This is a genomic window from Ensifer sp. 22460 (assembly GCF_052044935.1).
GTDB lineage: Bacteria > Pseudomonadota > Alphaproteobacteria > Rhizobiales > Rhizobiaceae > Ensifer.
On sequence record NZ_JBQENZ010000012.1, the window covers coordinates 141,847 to 157,635 of the forward strand.

A 15,789-nucleotide genomic window follows, 5' to 3' on the forward strand; every position below is an offset into this window, starting at 1 on the left:
CACGGAGGGCTGTTACGGCGGGAACAGCCTGGTGGCGAAAGCTCTGGCGAAGTGACGGAGGGACATAGAGAGCCGGGCCCTTGAGCCGGCTTGCATCCGGGAACGCCGGGGCTATCCTCGAAGGTCGCAACGCTCAAACGGGAGAGGGCAATGGAAGATCTGGCAGCGCCAATGCGCAAGATGCTGGTGAGCCGACGCGTTGTCGTCGGCGGCCTGCTGCTGACGGCGGCCGGCGGCGGTGTCGCCACCTCCTGGGCAAGCCCTTCACTTGGCGAGGCAACGGAGGTCCGCGGCGACGTTAGACGGAAGCAGGCGAAAAAGGACGACCCGCTCACGGTCGGTAGCCAGCTCTTCGAGAACGACCGCGTGCGCACGAACGTCGAGAGCTATGCGACCTTGAACCTCGGCACCGATACGCGCGTGCTGCTCGGCGCCGAAACCGAGCTGCTCGTCGACAGCTTCATCGCCGGTCAGGGTGGTACGCTCGAACTCGGAACGGGCCGCATGGTGTTCGATCGGCCCGAGGGCCTGCCCAAGGTCGATGTGGCGGTCCGCACGGCCTTCGGCATGATCGGCGTGCGCGGCACCAAGTTCTTTTGCGGACCGAGCCGGGCCGCATTTGCCGTCTTCGTCGAACATGGGAGCGTTTCGGTCGCGCGTGGCGGCGTGACCCGGATCGTCGCTGCGGGGCAGGGGGTGGAGTTTCATCATCGCGGTGACGCCCCGAGCGAGCCCGTCAACTGGGGTGAGCCGCGCATCAGGGAAGCCTATGCCAGCGTCGGGCTAACGCGTTGAGCCGTCGCTACTCCCGACGAAAAGCGCGCTCCGCGCATTGTGTCCCAGGCTTTGCGGCGCTTTACTCCGAAACCGTGAAAAGCTCCATCGTCGAGAAGCCGCGAATTTCGTGGCTGCCGAGCGGGCGAAGCGGCTGCTTGCTTTCCGCCGCTGCAGCAGGCCCGACGCAGATCGATGTGCCTAGGAACTTGTTCGCCTCCTGAAGCCGCGCCGCCAGATTGATCGCGTCGCCATGGGCGGTGTAGTCGAGCTTGCCGCCGGCGCCGACTTCGCCGACCACCGCCGGTCCGGTCTCGACGCCGATCCGGGTCCTGCCGAAGCTGTTGGCGGCAAACTGCGGGCGTCCCCGCATCTCTTCCGTCAATGCATGGATCGCTCTGGCACACGCGATCGCCCTGTCGACGTGTTCCGGCAGGTCCTCGGGCGCGTTGAAAAAGGCGTGCACGGCATCGCCCACCACCTTGTCGACCATGCCGCCGTGCTCGGCCACCAGCGCGTTGACCTCCGAAAAGTAGATGTCGAGCAAGGCAATGAGGTCCCGCGGCTTCAGTCTCTGCGACAGGGAGGAAAAGCTCTCGATGTCGGTGAAGAGCGCTGTCACCTGCCGTTCCTCGCCGGCCACGCGTGCAAGCCCGGGATTGTCGATATAGCGGGCGACGACCGATTGCGGCAGGTATTGCGAGAATTTCTGCCGTGCCGCCGCTTCCGATCGCCGCACCCGAGCAAATTGCAGGATGCTCGTCACCGCCAGAACGACGGCGAGCGCGACCGAAATGCTGACCGCATCGATAAGCCAGCCACTGGTGTCATAGATGAACGCTGCTGCCGCGACGACGGCGGCGACGGCGATAAGGCCAAGGGCCGCCGATATCAGTGGCCGAAGGCGCGCGGCCGCGAAGGCGAGACCACATCCGGCGACGAGGACCATGGCGGCCTCGGCGAGCGGAAGCCGGCTTTCGCGCTTCGGTATGAAGCCGGTCAGGACCGCGTTGGCGATATCCGCGTGGATCTGCACCGAGGGTTCGAGCGGCATCGAGGCGCTGGGCCGTAAGCCCCCGAGGCTCGGCAGGCTGCTGCCGATGAGTACGAGTTTGCCTGCAAACCGGTCCGCCGCCGCCTTGCCGGACAACACGTCGGCGGCGGAAACGGTGCGGGCGGCGAGCCGGTCCGCAGCACTGGCGACGAAGCGCAGGCTGCCGGTTTCATCGAGCGCGATCACCCGTCCGTCGATGCGCAGCCAGGCCGGTGCGCCGCCGAGGATCGGCGTGCCGGCCCCGCGCATCAGCCGTGTCGCCTCGATCGCCAGCGTCGGATAGGCGTCGTTGCCGAGGATGGCATAGGCCTGCACCCGCCGGATCCGCGCGTCTTCGTCGCCAACGAGAAACGAAGCGGCGGCCGCCTTCGCCCGGTCCATGAACGCGGCACAGGAGGTTTCGGCGCCGTCGAGGAACCAGAGTTCGGGCGGGGCGAAGGGGCGGCTCAGTGCCAGCGGTGGCACCGGACGTGGCCGCTCCTGGATCGTATCGGCAATCAGAAAGCCGAGCACGACGGGGACACGTCCAAGCGCGGAGGCGAGGGCCGCATTGCCGTCGCCGGTCGTGTTGCAATCGGCGCTGAAGACGAAGTCGACCGCCACGGCCTCGGCGCCGGCCGTCGCAAGCCGCGACAGAAGATCGGCGGTTGCCGTCCTGTCCCATTCGCCTGACGGGCGCGATTGATGGGCCTGGCGGTCGATGTCGACCACAATGATGTCAGGCGACTGCGGCGCGGGAATCCACTGTGTCAGGCTGTCGAAGAACAGCTCGCGCTGCGTTTCTAATACCGGCTCGGCGAAGAGATAGAGGGCGACGGCAACCAGCAAGCTCGTCAGGAACCCGCCGGCAAGCGGAGTGAAACGCAATTGCCGGCGCGGCTCAGCGGCCATGCGCGCTAGTCCTCCTCCGGATCGGCGATGCTTTGCAGGCGGCCGACCTTGCAGGCGATGATGCCCTCGTTTCTTCTGATCGCGCCGCTTTCCTCCAGCCACTGGATGGCGCGGTTGACCTTCGGCCGGCTGGCGCCGAGCACACCGGCGATGTCCGTCTGGCTCATGGTCAGCCTTAGATTGGCGCTTTCCGGCAGCTCGTTGCCGTGGATCTGGCGGAGCGTGGCGAGGAAGAAGCGCGCGACGCGGGCATTGAGATCATAGAGCGCGATGGTCTCGAGTCGCTCGGTCGTGTCGCGCAGCTGGGCGCAGAGGAAGCGGATGACGGCCTCGGCCGCTTCCGGCCGGTTGGTGACGATATCGAGGAACGACTTCTTGCCGATGACATACCCTTCCGACGCTGTCATCGCCGTTGCGTCGGCCGACCGCGTCTGGCCATCGAGCACCGCCATCTCGCCGAAGATCGCGCCGGCTTCGTGCTGGCGCAGCATTAGTTCCCGGCCTTGCGGCGTGATCAGCGACAGCTTGATGCGCCCGGAAATGACGACAATCATGTAATTGCCTTCGTCGCCACGCTGGAAGATTACGGTGCCGGCCGGCCACTTCCTGTAGGTCGCGATGTCGGCAAGCTCGGCAATGGCATTCTTGTCGAATTCTTCAAAGATCGGAAACGAGCGCCAGAAAGTCGGGCTCCTGTTGATTTCGTTCATGACATGCCCCCGCGCGGCGTCCCCTGCCGCGCCGAAATTCTTCGCCCAGCCGCCTCGTCCTTGCAATAGAAAAGAACGATGTGCCGACGATGTAGTTCCGTGTTTGTCTGCGGATAAGTCAGAAAGCGCCAAGCTCGGAGGTTGACGATGCCGGCTGGTCGTTTCATTTTCTTGAACGATCTGTCGCTCTCGGAGCGGCTAGATGAATTTCAAAATGCTGATACTTCTGTTGCCAACAACCGTTTCTCACAGGAGCCTCGCATGCCTCAGAATGTTGTCGTCCTCATCGGACGCGTCCTCCTCTCTATCATGTTCATCATGTCCGGTTTCAGCAAGCTGATGGATCCGTCGGGCACGGCCCAGATGATCACCGGCGCTGGCTGGCCGGCACCGACCGCACTCGCTTACCTTGCCGGCCTCTTCGAACTCGTCGCCGGTCTTGCCGTTCTCGTCGGCTTCCAGACGAAGATTGCCGCCTATCTGCTTGCGGCGTTCAGCCTTATCACCGCTTTCGCCTTCCACAGCGGAGCGATCAACATCCCGAACTTCCCGCCGGAAGCCAACGGCCTGCTGACCGTCTTCAACGGCCTGATGATGATGAAGAATATCGCGATCGCCGGTGGTTTCCTCGTGCTCGCCGTCTTCGGCCCCGGCGCTCTGTCGGTCGACAAGCGCGGCGCCTGAGACCGAACATGCCGCGCGTTGGGATCAACGCACAAGGCATACTCTGGTTTACCGCAGTAACATCAAGCCCGTCGCTCGTTCGGCGGGCTTCTTGCATTTCAGGGATAAATCACGCCCTTGCGCAGAATGACGTTGCCGTAGAGCCTGGGCTCGCTCGTCTGGACGACCGTGTGGGCGGCTCTTACGCGCGGGTAAAAATCCGCTCCGAGCAAGGGCACGACACGGCGGCCGGGCTCGTGCCGGGCGCAGCACGCGACGATCTCCTGATGCACCGGGTCCAGCGCCTCCCTGTCCTGTTTGACGGTGGCGCGGAAGATCGCTTCGGGCACGAAATCGTCGATTGGCAAAACGCTGAGGATGGCGTCGAGCACCGGGATCAGCGGGTGCCCGTCGAGCCGGACGAGACGGCGTGCATGTTCCTGGCCCGGATAGTTGCCGTCGACCAGCGCGATTTCATCGCCGTGCCCCATCGCCCGGAGCGTTGCGAGCAACTCGGGACTGAGGATCGGGTTTAGTCCTTTCAGCATCAGCCGAGCTCCTTGAAGAGGACATTGGTGTCGAGCAGATAGCGGGAGAAGAGCGGCAGGCTGGCGCCGCCGATGGCGCGCGCGTGGCTACCAACCAGGCCTTCCACCAGTTCAGGGATGGTAACGCCCTGGAGGTCGAGCTCGTAGAGCGCCCTGCGGGTGGCGGCGAGCAACCGGGCCCGGACCCAGGGTGGGAAGCCGCCGTCGATGACAACGGCCGAGAAGTCGACGATCGAGACGGCCGACACGACAGCCTGGGCAAGCGCCGCGCCACAGTCGTCGATCCAGATGTCGAGCGGTTCGCCGAAGTCGATCCAGTCGTCAGCCGAGTACCAGAGCGGCCGCGGGTCGATGCCGCGTTCGCGCAGCAGATTTTCGAGCACGAAGACCGAGGCGATCTTGAGGAGCTGGATGGTCCTGCCGTCCTTGCCCGAGACCGGCAGGGGGCCGATGGCGCCAGCCGTTCCGGTACGCCCGGAGAAGAGCGCCGAGTTCAGGACGACGCCGCCGCCGATGAACGAGCCGATATAGAAATAGACGAAGTCCGGGTAGATGGCGCCGACGCCGAAGGCGAGCTCGGCGCCGCAGGCGCTGGTGCCGTCGTTCTGCAGGAAGACCGGATAGGTGGTGCGGGCCGAGATTGCCGCCTGCAGATCGATGTCGCGCCACTTGTTCATTTCTTCCCGCGGCGCGCCCACTTCCTCCGCCCAGTTCCACAGTTCGAAGGGCGTGGCGATGCCGATGCCGGCGATCCGCTTGCGCTGATCGGGGTTGAGTTGCTGTTCGAGCTTCGCCATGCCGGAAATGATGAAATCGACGAGATCGCCGGGCAGCGGATAGGCATGCACATGATGCAGATGCAGCCGGATGGTGCCGACGAAATCCATCAGCACGAGATCGGCGCTGCGCCGGCCGATTTTCACGCCGAAGGAAAAGACCGCGTCCGGATTGAGCCGCATCGGTGTCGATGGTTGTCCAACCTTGCCGCGAACGGGATCGCCCTTGACCAGCAGGCCGTCGCTTTCCAGCGCCCGCATGATCACCGATACGGTCTGCGCCGAAAGGCCGGAACGCCGGGCGATATCGGCTTTGGAGAGGCCGCCGTGACGCCTGACCAGCGACATGACCAGGCGCTCGTTATAGGCGCGCACGCGCGTCTGGTTGGCCCCGCCGCTAGGGTCAATGACCTCAGGTTGCATCGGTCCCCGATCAGGACCGTCTGTCAGTGACATGCCACCGTCTCCTCCCGTTGGCATTAGATCACGATGGTTCAGGGTCGGATCGACCCAAAACCATAGACGTGATCGCTTCTCAAAAGCTGGAGCGGGATCAGGCGGAAAACCGCATGCACTTTTCCTCATTCCGCTCTGGTGCCCGCTTGGCGCAGGTCTGTTGTTTCCGCTTGCTGTGACTCTGTCAATTTGTCTGACGCTCCGCTTCTCGGACGGAGCGTCGTCATCCCAAGAATGCCACATCGAAATAATAATTCAATTTGATTTATTTATTGACACCCCGGAATTTTAATGTTTGTTTTTGTCTCGGAAGCGTCGATTGCAACGGAGGAAAATGTTGCTGTCGCGTGGCCTGGGGCGGTCCGCCGACCCGATTTTCAATCCTTGGGAGGATTTCATGAAGAAGACTGTTCTTTCCGCTGCTTTCGGCGCGCTGTCCCTTGGCGTCGTTTTCGCCGCGCCGGCACAGGCTGCTGATGTCGGCGCCTGCCTCATTACCAAGACCGACACCAACCCCTTCTTCGTCAAGATGAAGGAGGGTGCTACCGCCAAGGCGCAGGAACTCGGCGTGACGCTGAAGGCCTATGCCGGCAAGATCGACGGCGACCACGACAGCCAGGTGGCTGCAATCGAATCCTGCATCGCCGATGGCGCCAAGGGCATCCTGATCGCCGCCTCCGACACCAAGGCGATCGTCGATCAGGTGAAGAAGGCGCAGGACGCTGGTCTGCTCGTGATCGCGCTCGATACACCGCTCGATCCGCCGACCGCTGCCGACGCGACGTTTGCAACCGACAACCTGCTCGCCGGCAAGCTGATCGGCCAATGGGCCGTCGCCACCATGGGCGAGGGTGCCAAGACCGCCAAGATCGGCTTCCTCGATCTACTTCCGTCGCAGCCGACGGTCGACGTCCTGCGCGACCAGGGCTTCATGATGGGCTTCGGCATCGACACGAAGGATCCGAACAAGATCGGCGACGAAGATGATCCGCGCATCGTCGGCCACGACGTCACCAACGGCAACGAAGAAGGTGGCCGCAAGGCGATGGAAAACCTTCTGCAGAAGGATCCCGACATCAACGTGATCCACACCATCAACGAGCCGGCCGCCGTTGGCGCCTATCAGGCGCTGAAGGCCGTCGGCAAGGAGAAGGACGTGCTGATCGTCTCGGTCGACGGCGGTTGCCCGGGCGTCAAGTCGGTCGCTGAAGGTGTCATCGGCGCCACCTCGCAGCAATATCCGCTGATGATGGCGGCCCTCGGCATCGAGGCGATCAAGAAGTTCGCCGATACCGGTGAAAAGCCGAAGCCGACGGAAGGCAAGGACTTCTTCGACACCGGCGTTTCGCTCGTCACCGACAAGCCGGCTGCCGGCGTCGAGTCGATCGACACCAAGGTCGGCACGGAGAAGTGCTGGGGCTGATCGCCTTTGCTCTTCGAACGCATGAGCCATTAACGGAAGGGCGGCCCCGGCCGCCCTTCGCGTAAGCGCCGATGTCTTTGACACGGCGATGAAAACCGCGCAGCTTCTTAAGAGTGCTTATGCCCGCGTCTTTGTGGGCGGGCTGTGCACGACTGCATCGCAACCCCTTGGGAGCGGGGTTCACGGGAGGAAGGTCCATGGGCGAGCCCAACACAGCCGCACAACCATCCCAGGAATTCGAAAAAGTCCTGGTCAACAGTTCGACGCAGGTCGCGTCGTTCGATACGCATGACAAGACCGCGATCCAGAAGATCCAGCATTTCCTGCATTCGACGCCGGCGGCCGTGCCGTTCATCGTGCTTGTCGCAGCAATTCTGATCTTCGGCATTGCCATCGGCGGGAAGTTCTTCTCGTCCTACACGCTGACCCTCATCCTCCAGCAGATCGCCATCGTCGGTATCCTCGGCGCCGCGCAGACCCTGGTGATCCTGACCGCCGGTATCGATCTTTCGATCGGGGTGATCATGGTGCTTTCGGCGGTCATCATGGGCAACTGCGCCGTGACCTATGGGCTTCCGGCACCGATCGCGATCTTCCTCGGCTTCGTCGTCGGCGGCGCCTGCGGCTTTCTCAACGGCTTCCTCGTCTCCAGGGTCAAGCTTCCGCCGTTCATCGTCACGCTCGGCACCTGGTACGTGATCATGTCGACGAACTTCATCTATTCGGCCAATGCGACGATCCGCGAGGCCGATGTGACGGCCGTCACCCAGATGCTCCACGTCTTCGGTGTCAGCTTCAAGGTGGGCTCCGCTGTGTTCACGCTCGGTGTGGTGATGATGGTCTTGCTGGTCTTCGGCCTCTGGTATGCGCTCAATCACACGGCCTGGGGGCGTCATCTTTACGCTGTCGGCGACGATCCGGAAGCGGCCAAGCTCTCCGGTATCCGCACCAGCCGCGTCCTGCTCAGCGCCTATACACTGGCCGGGCTGATCGCCGCACTCGCCGCCTGGGTCTCGATCGGCCGCAATGGTTCGATCTCGCCGTCGGCAGCCGTCACCGACTACAATCTGCAGGCCATCACAGCAGCCGTGATCGGCGGCATCTCGCTCTTCGGCGGACGTGGGTCGATCCTTGGAACCCTGATCGGCGCGATGATCGTCGGCGTCGTCTCCATGGGCCTCAACATGCTGGGCGCTGACCCGCAATGGAAGGTCTTCCTCACCGGCGTGCTGATCATCACCGCCGTCGCCATCGACCAGTGGATCAGAAAGGTAGCTGCCTGATGACACAGGAACCCATTCTCACAGCCCGCGGCCTCGTCAAGCGCTACGGTCGCGTGACCGCCCTCGACTATGCCGACTTCGACCTCTATCCCGGCGAGATCCTCGCCGTGATCGGCGACAACGGTGCCGGCAAGTCCTCGATGATCAAGGCGATATCGGGCGCCGTCACGCCCGATGAGGGTGAGATCATGCTCGAGGGCCAGCCAGTCCACTTCCGCTCGCCGATGGATGCACGCTCGGCCGGCATCGAGACGGTCTACCAGAACCTGGCGCTGTCGCCGGCGCTGTCGATCGCCGACAACATGTTTCTCGGCCGCGAGATTCGCAAGCCGGGCATCATGGGCAAGCTCTTCCGCACGCTCGACCGTGGGGAGATGGAGAAGCGGGCACGGGCAAAGCTGTCCGAGCTCGGTCTGATGACCATCCAGAACATCAACCAGGCGGTGGAAACGCTTTCGGGCGGCCAGCGCCAGGGTGTGGCCGTGGCGCGCGCCGCAGCCTTCGGCTCCAAGGTGGTGATCATGGACGAGCCGACGGCAGCACTTGGTGTCAAGGAAAGCCGGCGGGTGCTGGAGCTGATCCTCGACGTGCGTTCCCGCGGTCTGCCGATCGTGCTGATCTCGCACAACATGCCGCATGTGTTCGAGGTGGCTGACAGAATCCATGTCCATCGTCTCGGCAAACGGCTATGCGTCATCAATCCGAAGGAGCACACGATGTCGGATGCTGTCGCCTTCATGACCGGGGCGAAGGAGCCGCCGCGCGAAGCGCTCGCGGCATGAACGTCGAGCCGATCGCCAACGAAATCCTGAAACGGGCGGCTGGTGCTGCCCGTTTCGTCGTCGCCATTGCCGGCCCTCCGGGTGCCGGCAAGTCGACGCTGTCGGACGCGCTCGCCGAGGCCCTGGTCGCCCGCGGCGAAAAGGCGGCGGTGCTGCCAATGGACGGCTTCCACATGGACAATGCCGTCCTGGAAGAAAAGGGCCTGCTCCCTCGCAAGGGCGCGCCGGAAACGTTTGACGTTAGGGCGTTCCTGTCGACGGTTCAGGCGGTCCGCGCCAATGACGGCGAGGTGCTTGTTCCGGTTTTCGACCGGTCGCGGGAATTGGCGATCGCCTCGGCCCGGATCGTTGCGCCCGAAACACGCATGGTTCTCGTGGAGGGCAACTATCTGCTTCTCGACGAGGCCCCCTGGAACAAGCTCGCGGGTGCCTTCGATTTCTCCATCTTTATCAACCCGGGGATCGAGGAGCTGGAGCGGCGTCTTTTGAAACGCTGGTACGATCACGGTTACGAGGAGGAGGCGGCGAAGCGGAAAGCCCACGGCAACGACATCCCCAACGCGCATCGCGTCGTCGAGCACCAGCGACGCGCAGATCTCGTGCTTGCGGATTTCTGATCGATGGTCGGATTGCGGATTGTGTTTCCTGGCGCATTGGTGTTATCGAGACGCGGTTCCACCACATGAGTAACCGCCCGCCACCCGCACCTGCCGGCTGCAAAGCCGCGCGCGCGGATCGGGCGCGAGCAGAGCGGGATGAGTGTAAGCGGTTTCCGCCTGCATTCCGTTCTGAGCTAGGAGAACGCTGACCATGCAAGACCTCGTTATCCGCCGGCCGGATGATTGGCACCTTCACCTGCGCGACGGCGACATGCTGAAAGGCGTTATCGCCGATACCAGCCGCCATTTCGCCCGCGCGATCATCATGCCCAACCTGGTGCCGCCGGTCGTGACGACCGCCGACGCCAGCGCCTATCGCGAGCGCATCCTCGCCGCGCTTCCCGCGGGCGACCGGTTCGAGCCGCTGATGACGCTCTATCTCACCGCAGGCACCAATCCTGACGACGTCGAGGCCGGCCACAGGAGCGGCCTCGTCAAGGCGGTCAAGCTTTACCCGGCGGGCGCGACGACCAATTCGCACAGCGGCGTGCGCAACATCGATGAAGCGATGCCGGTGCTGGAGCGCATGGCGAAGGTCGGCCTGCCGCTCTGCGTCCATGGCGAGGTCACGAGCTCGGATGTCGACATCTTCGACCGCGAAGCCGTGTTCATCGAGACCGTGCTCGATCCGTTGCGCAAGCGGCTGCCGGAACTGAAGGTGACGATGGAACACGTCACCACCAAGGACGGCATCGATTACATCAAGGCGTCGAAGGCAAACCTTGCCGGCTCGATCACCACCCATCACCTGATCATCAACCGCAATGCGATCCTGGTCGGCGGGATCAAGCCGCACTACTACTGCCTGCCGGTCGCCAAGCGTGAGAACCACCGTCTGGCGCTGCGCGCGGCCGCCGTCTCCGGCGACAAGCGCTTCTTCCTCGGCACCGACTCCGCCCCCCATGTCGATCCGCTGAAGGAATGCGCCTGCGGCTGCGCCGGCATCTACACCTCGATCAACACCATGAGCTGCCTGGCGCATGTGTTCGAGGAGGAGGGTGCACTCGACAAGCTCGAAGCCTTCGCCTCGCTGAACGGCCCCACCTGGTACGGTCTGCCGGTCAACGAGGAAACGATCACGCTGCGCAAGCAGGCTGAAGCGGTCACCTATCCCAAGAAGATCGAGACCGGCGCCGGTCTGGTCACCGTTTTCGATCCGATGTTCCCGCTGCACTGGGCCGTCGTCTGATCACTGCATAATTCCTTGTATCGGATGGATCCAAGGACAAAATTATGCAGCAGTTAAAAATGTTACAGCGACCTTTGCGCGTCTGAACAGACGCGCGGCGCTGTAGAGTTTTGAAGGAGAGTTTGATGTTTTCCAACGCGTTCACCGACAAGGCCGTTATGGCTGAGCTGGTCGCCAAGATGCTCTGGGAGATCAAGGCTGTACACTTCCGTGCCGATGAGCCCTACAAGCTGTCGTCCGGCATGGCGAGCCCCGTCTATATCGACTGCCGCAAGCTGATTTCCTACCCGCGCATCCGTTCGGCTGTGATGGATTTTGCCGCAGCCACGATCCTGCGTCAGGCCGGTTTCGAGAAATTCGACGTGGTTGCCGGCGGCGAAACGGCCGGCATTCCCTTCGCGGCCATGCTCGCCGAGCGCCTGGGCCTGCCGATGATCTATGTCCGCAAGGCGCCGAAGGGCCACGGCCGCAACGCCCAGATCGAAGGGCACATGCCGGAAGGCGCACGCGTGCTCGTTATCGAGGACCTGACGACGGCCGGCGGTTCGATGTTCAAGTTCATCGACGCCATTCGTGCGGCCGGCGGCATCGTCGACCACGGCATTGCGCTCTTCTACTACGACATCTTCCCGGAAGCGGTCGGCGAGATGAAGGGCAAGGGCGTCGATCTGCACTGGATCGCGACCTGGCGCAACGTCCTTGCGGTTGCCCGCGAGCAGGCGCTGTTCGACGAGAAGACGCTGAGCGAAGTCGAAGCCTTCCTCAACGCGCCGCTCGCCTGGTCCGGCCGCAACGGCGGCGTGAGCGCCCTGGCCTAACGATTGAAGAGGCCCCNGGGGCCTCGCAACTCCTGAGTTTTCGTTTTTAAATCGATTGAAGTCCATCGAGGAGGAAGAGCCGATGATCGTATGTTGCGGAGAAGCGCTGATCGACATGCTGCCGCGGGACACGGCCGCGGGCGAGAGCGCGTTTGCGCCCTATGCCGGCGGAGCGATCTTCAACACGGCAATCGCGCTCGGGCGCCTTGGCATCCAGACCGGTTTCTTCACGGGCCTCTCCGACGACATGTTCGGCGATATCCTGCGCGAAACGCTGAAGGCGGCGAATGTCGATTTCGGTCCGTGCGCGACGCTTTCGCTGCATACGACGCTTGCCTTCGTTAAGCTCGTCAATGGCCATGCAAGCTACGCCTTCTTTGATGAAAACACGGCAGGCCGGATGATCACGTCAGAGCACCTGCCGGCGCTTGGCGATTTCTGCGAGGCGCTGCATTTCGGTGCGATCAGCCTGATCCCCGAGCCCTGCGGCTCGACCTATGAAGCCTTGATGACGCGCGAGCACGAGAAGCGGGTCATCTCCTTCGATCCGAACATCCGGCCCGGCTTCATCCGGGACCGCGAGGCACATCTCGCCCGCATGAACCGCATGGCGGCGATGTCGGATATCATCAAGTTCTCCGACGAAGATCTTGCCTGGTTCGGCATGGAAGGCAGCCACGACGACCTTGCCGCCGAATGGCTGAAGCGCGGACCGAAGCTGGTGCTGATCACCAAGGGCGCCGATGGCGCCGTCGGCTACACGGCGCGCCACAAGGTCGAAGTTGCGGGCGAGAAGGTCACGGTGGTCGACACTGTCGGCGCCGGCGACACGTTCGATGCCGGCGTGCTGGCATCCCTCAAGCTCGGCGGTCTCCTGACCAAGGCCGATGTCGCCGATCTCAGCGAAACTGCCGTTCGCAACGCGCTGGCGCTCGCCGCCAAGGCCGCCGCGGTCACCGTCTCGCGCGCCGGCGCGAACCCGCCGTGGAAGCACGAAATCGGCCTCTGAGTCATTTTCTCTGGCCTACTCTTCCTGTTCCGGGCGGTATTCCAGGATATCGCCCGGCTGGCATTGCAGCACGGCGCAGATCTTCTCCAGCGTATCGAAGCGCACGCCTTTCACTTTTCCCGATTTCAACAGCGAGATGTTCTGCTCGGTGATCCCCACCTGCTCGGCGAGATCGCGTGAGCGGACCTTGCGCTTCGCCAGCATCACATCGAGATTGACGACGATCGGCATCCGCTAGACGAAGCTCCTGTTCTCCGCCTCGACCCCCGACGCGATGACCAGGACGTGGCCGAGACCGACGACGAGCCCCGCCATCAGCAGCACGATGATAGCGCCGCCACTGATATCGAAGACCACCGCATGTCCCGTGGTGCCCGGGTTGTCGTAGGTGACAGCCAGGATGCCGATGCCATTGCTGATCGTCATGCATAGTGCTCCCGCAAGCGCCGTCAGCCCCACGCGCCGCAACAGCACGCCATTGCGGCTGGTAAGAATCTCGCCGCGCTGGAAGCCATCGAACAGCTGCCACGCGAAGGCGAGGCCGGCGATGACGAGTGCGTTGTTGATCGCGGTCAGGAAAATGACGGTGGCGATGGCGCGGTAGGAAAGGGTGATGACATCGACGCGGGGAAAGACGACGTCCCGAATACCCTGTTCGAAGCCCTGTCGGTCGAAGAAAATCTGCCAGTGCCCGTAGACGACGGCTGAGCAGAACAGTGCGCCGCTCAACACCACCATGAGCTTCATGAAGCGGCTGAGCTTGCGCAGCCTCTCGGCGGTTTCCGTCATAAAAATTCCCTTATCGTTTGGCTTGTATTTTTATCGTAAAACAATAAGTAATTCTCGTCAATTGTGATTTTGGTGTCGCGGCATGCCTCTTCGATTTCTCAAAAATCCCTGTCTTTTCCTGCAGTTGAATACTATTTTCCGGTCCTATCGAATCTCGATCTGATGCAGGTGCTGAAACCGGCGGGCGCCACGGTGCTGCCGGCCTGCGCTATATGATAAGGCCCGAGGCGCGATCTGCGCTTCGGGCCTTATCGTTTGACGCGATGCGGTTCAGGATGGAACCGCTTGGAGATGCTCCTCAGCGCGCTGCCTTCAGCAACGCTGCGACCAGACCTGCGGTTGAAGAATCGTGGCCGGCAGCACTTTCCTTGCCTTCGACGACCGGAAGCAGGCCTGTTGCCAGCTCCTTGCCGAGTTCGACGCCCCACTGGTCGAAGGAGTTGATGTTGAAGAGCGCGCCTTCGACGAAGACGCGGTGCTCGTAGAGCGCGATCAGGCGGCCGAGCGCGAACGGGTCGAGCTGGTCGTAGACGATCGTCAGCGACGGGCGGTTGCCGGCAAAGACGCGGTGCGGCGCGATCTTGTCAGCCTTGACGTCGGCCATGCCCTTGGCAGTGAGCTGCGCCTTGGCCTCAGCCAGGGTACGACCCTTCATCAGCGCCTCGGATTGCGCTAGGCAATTGGCAATCAGCAGTTCGTGCTGGTGGCGCAGGTTCTTTTCATGGCCGTTTGCCGCGATCATGAACTCGGCCGGGATGATGTCCGTGCCCTGGTGGATGAGCTGATAGAATGCGTGCTGGCCATTGGTGCCGGGCTCGCCCCAGACGACGGGACCAGTCGAAAATTCGACCGGCTTGCTGTCGAGCGTTACCGCCTTGCCGTTCGATTCCATGTCGAGCTGTTGCAGATAGGCAGGGAAGCGCGACAGACGCTGGTCATAAGGCAGGATCGCGCGCGACGGGTAGCCGAGCACGTTGCGGTTATAGAAGCCGAGAAGGCCGAGCAGGACGGGAATGTTCTTGCGGATCGGGGCGGTGCGGAAATGCTCGTCGATGGCATGGCCGCCATCGAGGAAGCGCCCGAAATTCTCCTTGCCGATGGCGATCATCAGCGGCAGGCCGATCGCGGACCAGATCGAGTAGCGGCCGCCGACCCAATCCCAGAAACCGAAGACGCGGGCCTGGTCGATGCCGAAGGCGGCGACCTTGTCGAGCGCCGTCGAGACGGCAGCGAAGTGGTGGCCGACGGCGACCTCGCCGAGCTTGTCGGCGATGAAGGCGCGGGCGGTCGCGGCATTGGTCATCGTCTCGATCGTCGTGAAGGTCTTCGAGGCGATGATAAAGAGCGAGGTTTCCGGATCGACGAGCTTCAGCGTGTCGGCGATGTGGGCGCCGTCGATGTTGGAGACAAAGTGAAGGCGCGGGCCGTCATGGAAGGGCGCGAGAGCCAGCGTCGCCATGACCGGGCCAAGGTCGGAGCCGCCGATGCCGATGTTGATGACATCGGTGATCTTCTTGCCGGTGGCGCCTTTCAGCGCGCCCGAGCGGATGCCGTCGGCAAAGGCGCCCATGGCGTCGAGCACGCCGTTGACGTCGGGCATCACGTCCTTGCCGTCGACGAGGATCGCGCGGTTGCCGCGGTTGCGCAGCGCCGTGTGCAGCACGGCACGCTCCTCGGTGATGTTGATAATGTCGCCGCGGAACATGGCGTCCCGCTTCTCCTCGACCTTGGCCGCCTTGGCTAGCGCTTCGAGGCCGTCAAGCACCCTGTCATTGACGGCGCATTTCGAATAGTCGAGCAGCAGGTCGCCGAGCGTGGTGCTGAAGCGCTGGAAGCGTTCGGCGTCGCTGGCGAAGGCAGCGCGGATATCGGTTGCGTTGGTCTCAGAGGCGGTTGCTTTGAGTTGGTCGACAAGCGCTTTCATCGCAGGGCTCCTTGTGTCGGACAGGGGTGTCGGACAATCGC

The 15,789-nt window shown here is 63.1% G+C and carries 16 protein-coding genes; 9 read left to right on the plus strand and 7 right to left on the minus strand.

The genetic code is table 11. From position 1 onward, the window contains the following. The first annotated feature begins 171 nt into the window (after positions 1-171). Positions 172-795, plus strand: a complete 624-nt coding sequence (locus tag ACTJKM_RS16975; protein ID WP_058323708.1) for a FecR family protein — start codon at positions 172-174, stop codon at positions 793-795. A 61-nt stretch (positions 796-856) separates the two neighbouring features. On the opposite strand, the gene ACTJKM_RS16980 is transcribed toward ACTJKM_RS16975, so the two are convergent. Continuing rightward, positions 857-2,719 (minus strand): CHASE2 domain-containing protein, encoded by a 1,863-nt coding sequence (locus ACTJKM_RS16980; RefSeq protein WP_058329067.1) that lies wholly within the window; start codon positions 2,717-2,719, stop codon positions 857-859. A 5-nt stretch (positions 2,720-2,724) separates the two neighbouring features. After that, complete coding sequence (locus tag ACTJKM_RS16985) at positions 2,725-3,429, minus strand: Crp/Fnr family transcriptional regulator (RefSeq protein ID WP_058323618.1); 705 nt, start codon at positions 3,427-3,429, stop codon at positions 2,725-2,727. A 261-nt stretch (positions 3,430-3,690) separates the two neighbouring features. On the opposite strand from ACTJKM_RS16985, the gene ACTJKM_RS16990 reads away from it, so the two are divergent. Further along, the gene (locus ACTJKM_RS16990) at positions 3,691-4,113 is read left to right on the plus strand and encodes a DoxX family protein (RefSeq protein ID WP_057248255.1); all 423 of its coding nucleotides are present in this window, start codon (positions 3,691-3,693) and stop codon (positions 4,111-4,113) included. Positions 4,114-4,211: 98 nt separating this feature from the next. Here ACTJKM_RS16990 and ACTJKM_RS16995 read toward each other — a convergent pair whose 3' ends face one another. Together ACTJKM_RS16995 and ACTJKM_RS17000 are read right to left on the minus strand one after the other, a co-directional pair. After that, positions 4,212-4,640: an RbsD/FucU family protein gene (locus ACTJKM_RS16995; protein ID WP_057248068.1), complete on the minus strand. Its 429-nt coding sequence runs from the start codon at positions 4,638-4,640 to the stop codon at positions 4,212-4,214. Beyond that, positions 4,640-5,872: an ROK family transcriptional regulator gene (locus tag ACTJKM_RS17000; protein ID WP_057248069.1), complete on the minus strand. Its 1,233-nt coding sequence runs from the start codon at positions 5,870-5,872 to the stop codon at positions 4,640-4,642. The genes ACTJKM_RS16995 and ACTJKM_RS17000 overlap by 1 nt, the downstream gene beginning before the upstream one ends. A gap of 397 nt (positions 5,873-6,269) precedes the next feature. Here ACTJKM_RS17000 and ACTJKM_RS17005 point away from each other — a divergent pair, with 397 nt between their 5' ends. From ACTJKM_RS17005 to ACTJKM_RS17035, 7 genes are all read left to right on the plus strand, one after another. Beyond that, positions 6,270-7,295, plus strand: a complete 1,026-nt coding sequence (locus ACTJKM_RS17005) for a sugar ABC transporter substrate-binding protein (protein WP_057248256.1) — start codon at positions 6,270-6,272, stop codon at positions 7,293-7,295. Positions 7,296-7,492: 197 nt separating this feature from the next. Beyond that, positions 7,493-8,578: an ABC transporter permease gene (locus ACTJKM_RS17010; protein ID WP_057248070.1), complete on the plus strand. Its 1,086-nt coding sequence runs from the start codon at positions 7,493-7,495 to the stop codon at positions 8,576-8,578. Then, positions 8,578-9,360 carry an ATP-binding cassette domain-containing protein gene (locus ACTJKM_RS17015; protein WP_057248071.1) on the plus strand — a complete coding sequence of 261 codons (783 nt, stop codon included), beginning with the start codon at positions 8,578-8,580 and terminating at the stop codon, positions 9,358-9,360. Before ACTJKM_RS17010 ends, ACTJKM_RS17015 begins: the two co-directional genes overlap by 1 nt. Further along, positions 9,357-9,977, plus strand: coding sequence for a nucleoside triphosphate hydrolase (locus ACTJKM_RS17020; protein WP_057248072.1), 621 nt, complete (start codon positions 9,357-9,359; stop codon positions 9,975-9,977). The genes ACTJKM_RS17015 and ACTJKM_RS17020 overlap by 4 nt, the downstream gene beginning before the upstream one ends. 193 nt (positions 9,978-10,170) lie before the next feature. Next, positions 10,171-11,208 carry a dihydroorotase gene (gene pyrC / locus ACTJKM_RS17025; RefSeq protein WP_057248073.1) on the plus strand — a complete coding sequence of 346 codons (1,038 nt, stop codon included), beginning with the start codon at positions 10,171-10,173 and terminating at the stop codon, positions 11,206-11,208. Positions 11,209-11,333: 125 nt separating this feature from the next. Continuing rightward, entirely contained in the window at positions 11,334-12,026 is a 693-nt protein-coding gene (locus ACTJKM_RS17030) for an orotate phosphoribosyltransferase (RefSeq protein ID WP_057248074.1), read from the plus strand. A gap of 82 nt (positions 12,027-12,108) precedes the next feature. Beyond that, a complete protein-coding gene (locus ACTJKM_RS17035; RefSeq protein WP_057248075.1) occupies positions 12,109-13,035 on the plus strand; it encodes a carbohydrate kinase family protein in 927 nt (308 codons plus the stop codon). Between the two features lie 15 nt (positions 13,036-13,050). On the opposite strand, the gene ACTJKM_RS17040 is transcribed toward ACTJKM_RS17035, so the two are convergent. From ACTJKM_RS17040 to pgi, 3 genes are all read right to left on the minus strand, one after another. Then, entirely contained in the window at positions 13,051-13,266 is a 216-nt protein-coding gene (locus ACTJKM_RS17040) for a helix-turn-helix domain-containing protein (RefSeq protein WP_058329066.1), read from the minus strand. A 3-nt stretch (positions 13,267-13,269) separates the two neighbouring features. Beyond that, the gene (locus tag ACTJKM_RS17045) at positions 13,270-13,824 is read right to left on the minus strand and encodes a DUF2975 domain-containing protein (protein WP_058329065.1); all 555 of its coding nucleotides are present in this window, start codon (positions 13,822-13,824) and stop codon (positions 13,270-13,272) included. Positions 13,825-14,122: 298 nt separating this feature from the next. Continuing rightward, a complete protein-coding gene (pgi, locus tag ACTJKM_RS17050; RefSeq protein ID WP_058329064.1) occupies positions 14,123-15,748 on the minus strand; it encodes a glucose-6-phosphate isomerase in 1,626 nt (541 codons plus the stop codon). Positions 15,749-15,789: the final 41 nt, after the last annotated feature.

Excerpts from the sequence above, each read along its gene's own strand:
- ACTJKM_RS17015 (WP_057248071.1), top strand. The coding sequence starts at position 8,578 with ATGACACAGGAACCCATTCTCACAGCCCGCGGCCTCGTCAAGCGCTAC.
- ACTJKM_RS16975 (WP_058323708.1), top strand. The coding sequence starts at position 172 with ATGCGCAAGATGCTGGTGAGCCGACGCGTTGTCGTCGGCGGCCTGCTG.
- ACTJKM_RS17045 (WP_058329065.1), bottom strand. The coding sequence starts at position 13,824 with ATGACGGAAACCGCCGAGAGGCTGCGCAAGCTCAGCCGCTTCATGAAG.
- ACTJKM_RS16990 (WP_057248255.1), top strand. The coding sequence starts at position 3,691 with ATGCCTCAGAATGTTGTCGTCCTCATCGGACGCGTCCTCCTCTCTATC.
- ACTJKM_RS17020 (WP_057248072.1), top strand. The coding sequence starts at position 9,357 with ATGAACGTCGAGCCGATCGCCAACGAAATCCTGAAACGGGCGGCTGGT.
- pgi (WP_058329064.1), bottom strand. The coding sequence starts at position 15,748 with ATGAAAGCGCTTGTCGACCAACTCAAAGCAACCGCCTCTGAGACCAAC.
- ACTJKM_RS17005 (WP_057248256.1), top strand. The coding sequence starts at position 6,270 with ATGAAGAAGACTGTTCTTTCCGCTGCTTTCGGCGCGCTGTCCCTTGGC.
- ACTJKM_RS16995 (WP_057248068.1), bottom strand. The coding sequence starts at position 4,640 with ATGCTGAAAGGACTAAACCCGATCCTCAGTCCCGAGTTGCTCGCAACG.
- ACTJKM_RS17000 (WP_057248069.1), bottom strand. The coding sequence starts at position 5,872 with ATGTCACTGACAGACGGTCCTGATCGGGGACCGATGCAACCTGAGGTC.
- ACTJKM_RS17010 (WP_057248070.1), top strand. The coding sequence starts at position 7,493 with ATGGGCGAGCCCAACACAGCCGCACAACCATCCCAGGAATTCGAAAAA.
- ACTJKM_RS16980 (WP_058329067.1), bottom strand. The coding sequence starts at position 2,719 with ATGGCCGCTGAGCCGCGCCGGCAATTGCGTTTCACTCCGCTTGCCGGC.
- ACTJKM_RS16985 (WP_058323618.1), bottom strand. The coding sequence starts at position 3,429 with ATGAACGAAATCAACAGGAGCCCGACTTTCTGGCGCTCGTTTCCGATC.
- pyrC (WP_057248073.1), top strand. The coding sequence starts at position 10,171 with ATGCAAGACCTCGTTATCCGCCGGCCGGATGATTGGCACCTTCACCTG.
- ACTJKM_RS17035 (WP_057248075.1), top strand. The coding sequence starts at position 12,109 with ATGATCGTATGTTGCGGAGAAGCGCTGATCGACATGCTGCCGCGGGAC.
- ACTJKM_RS17040 (WP_058329066.1), bottom strand. The coding sequence starts at position 13,266 with ATGCCGATCGTCGTCAATCTCGATGTGATGCTGGCGAAGCGCAAGGTC.
- ACTJKM_RS17030 (WP_057248074.1), top strand. The coding sequence starts at position 11,334 with ATGTTTTCCAACGCGTTCACCGACAAGGCCGTTATGGCTGAGCTGGTC.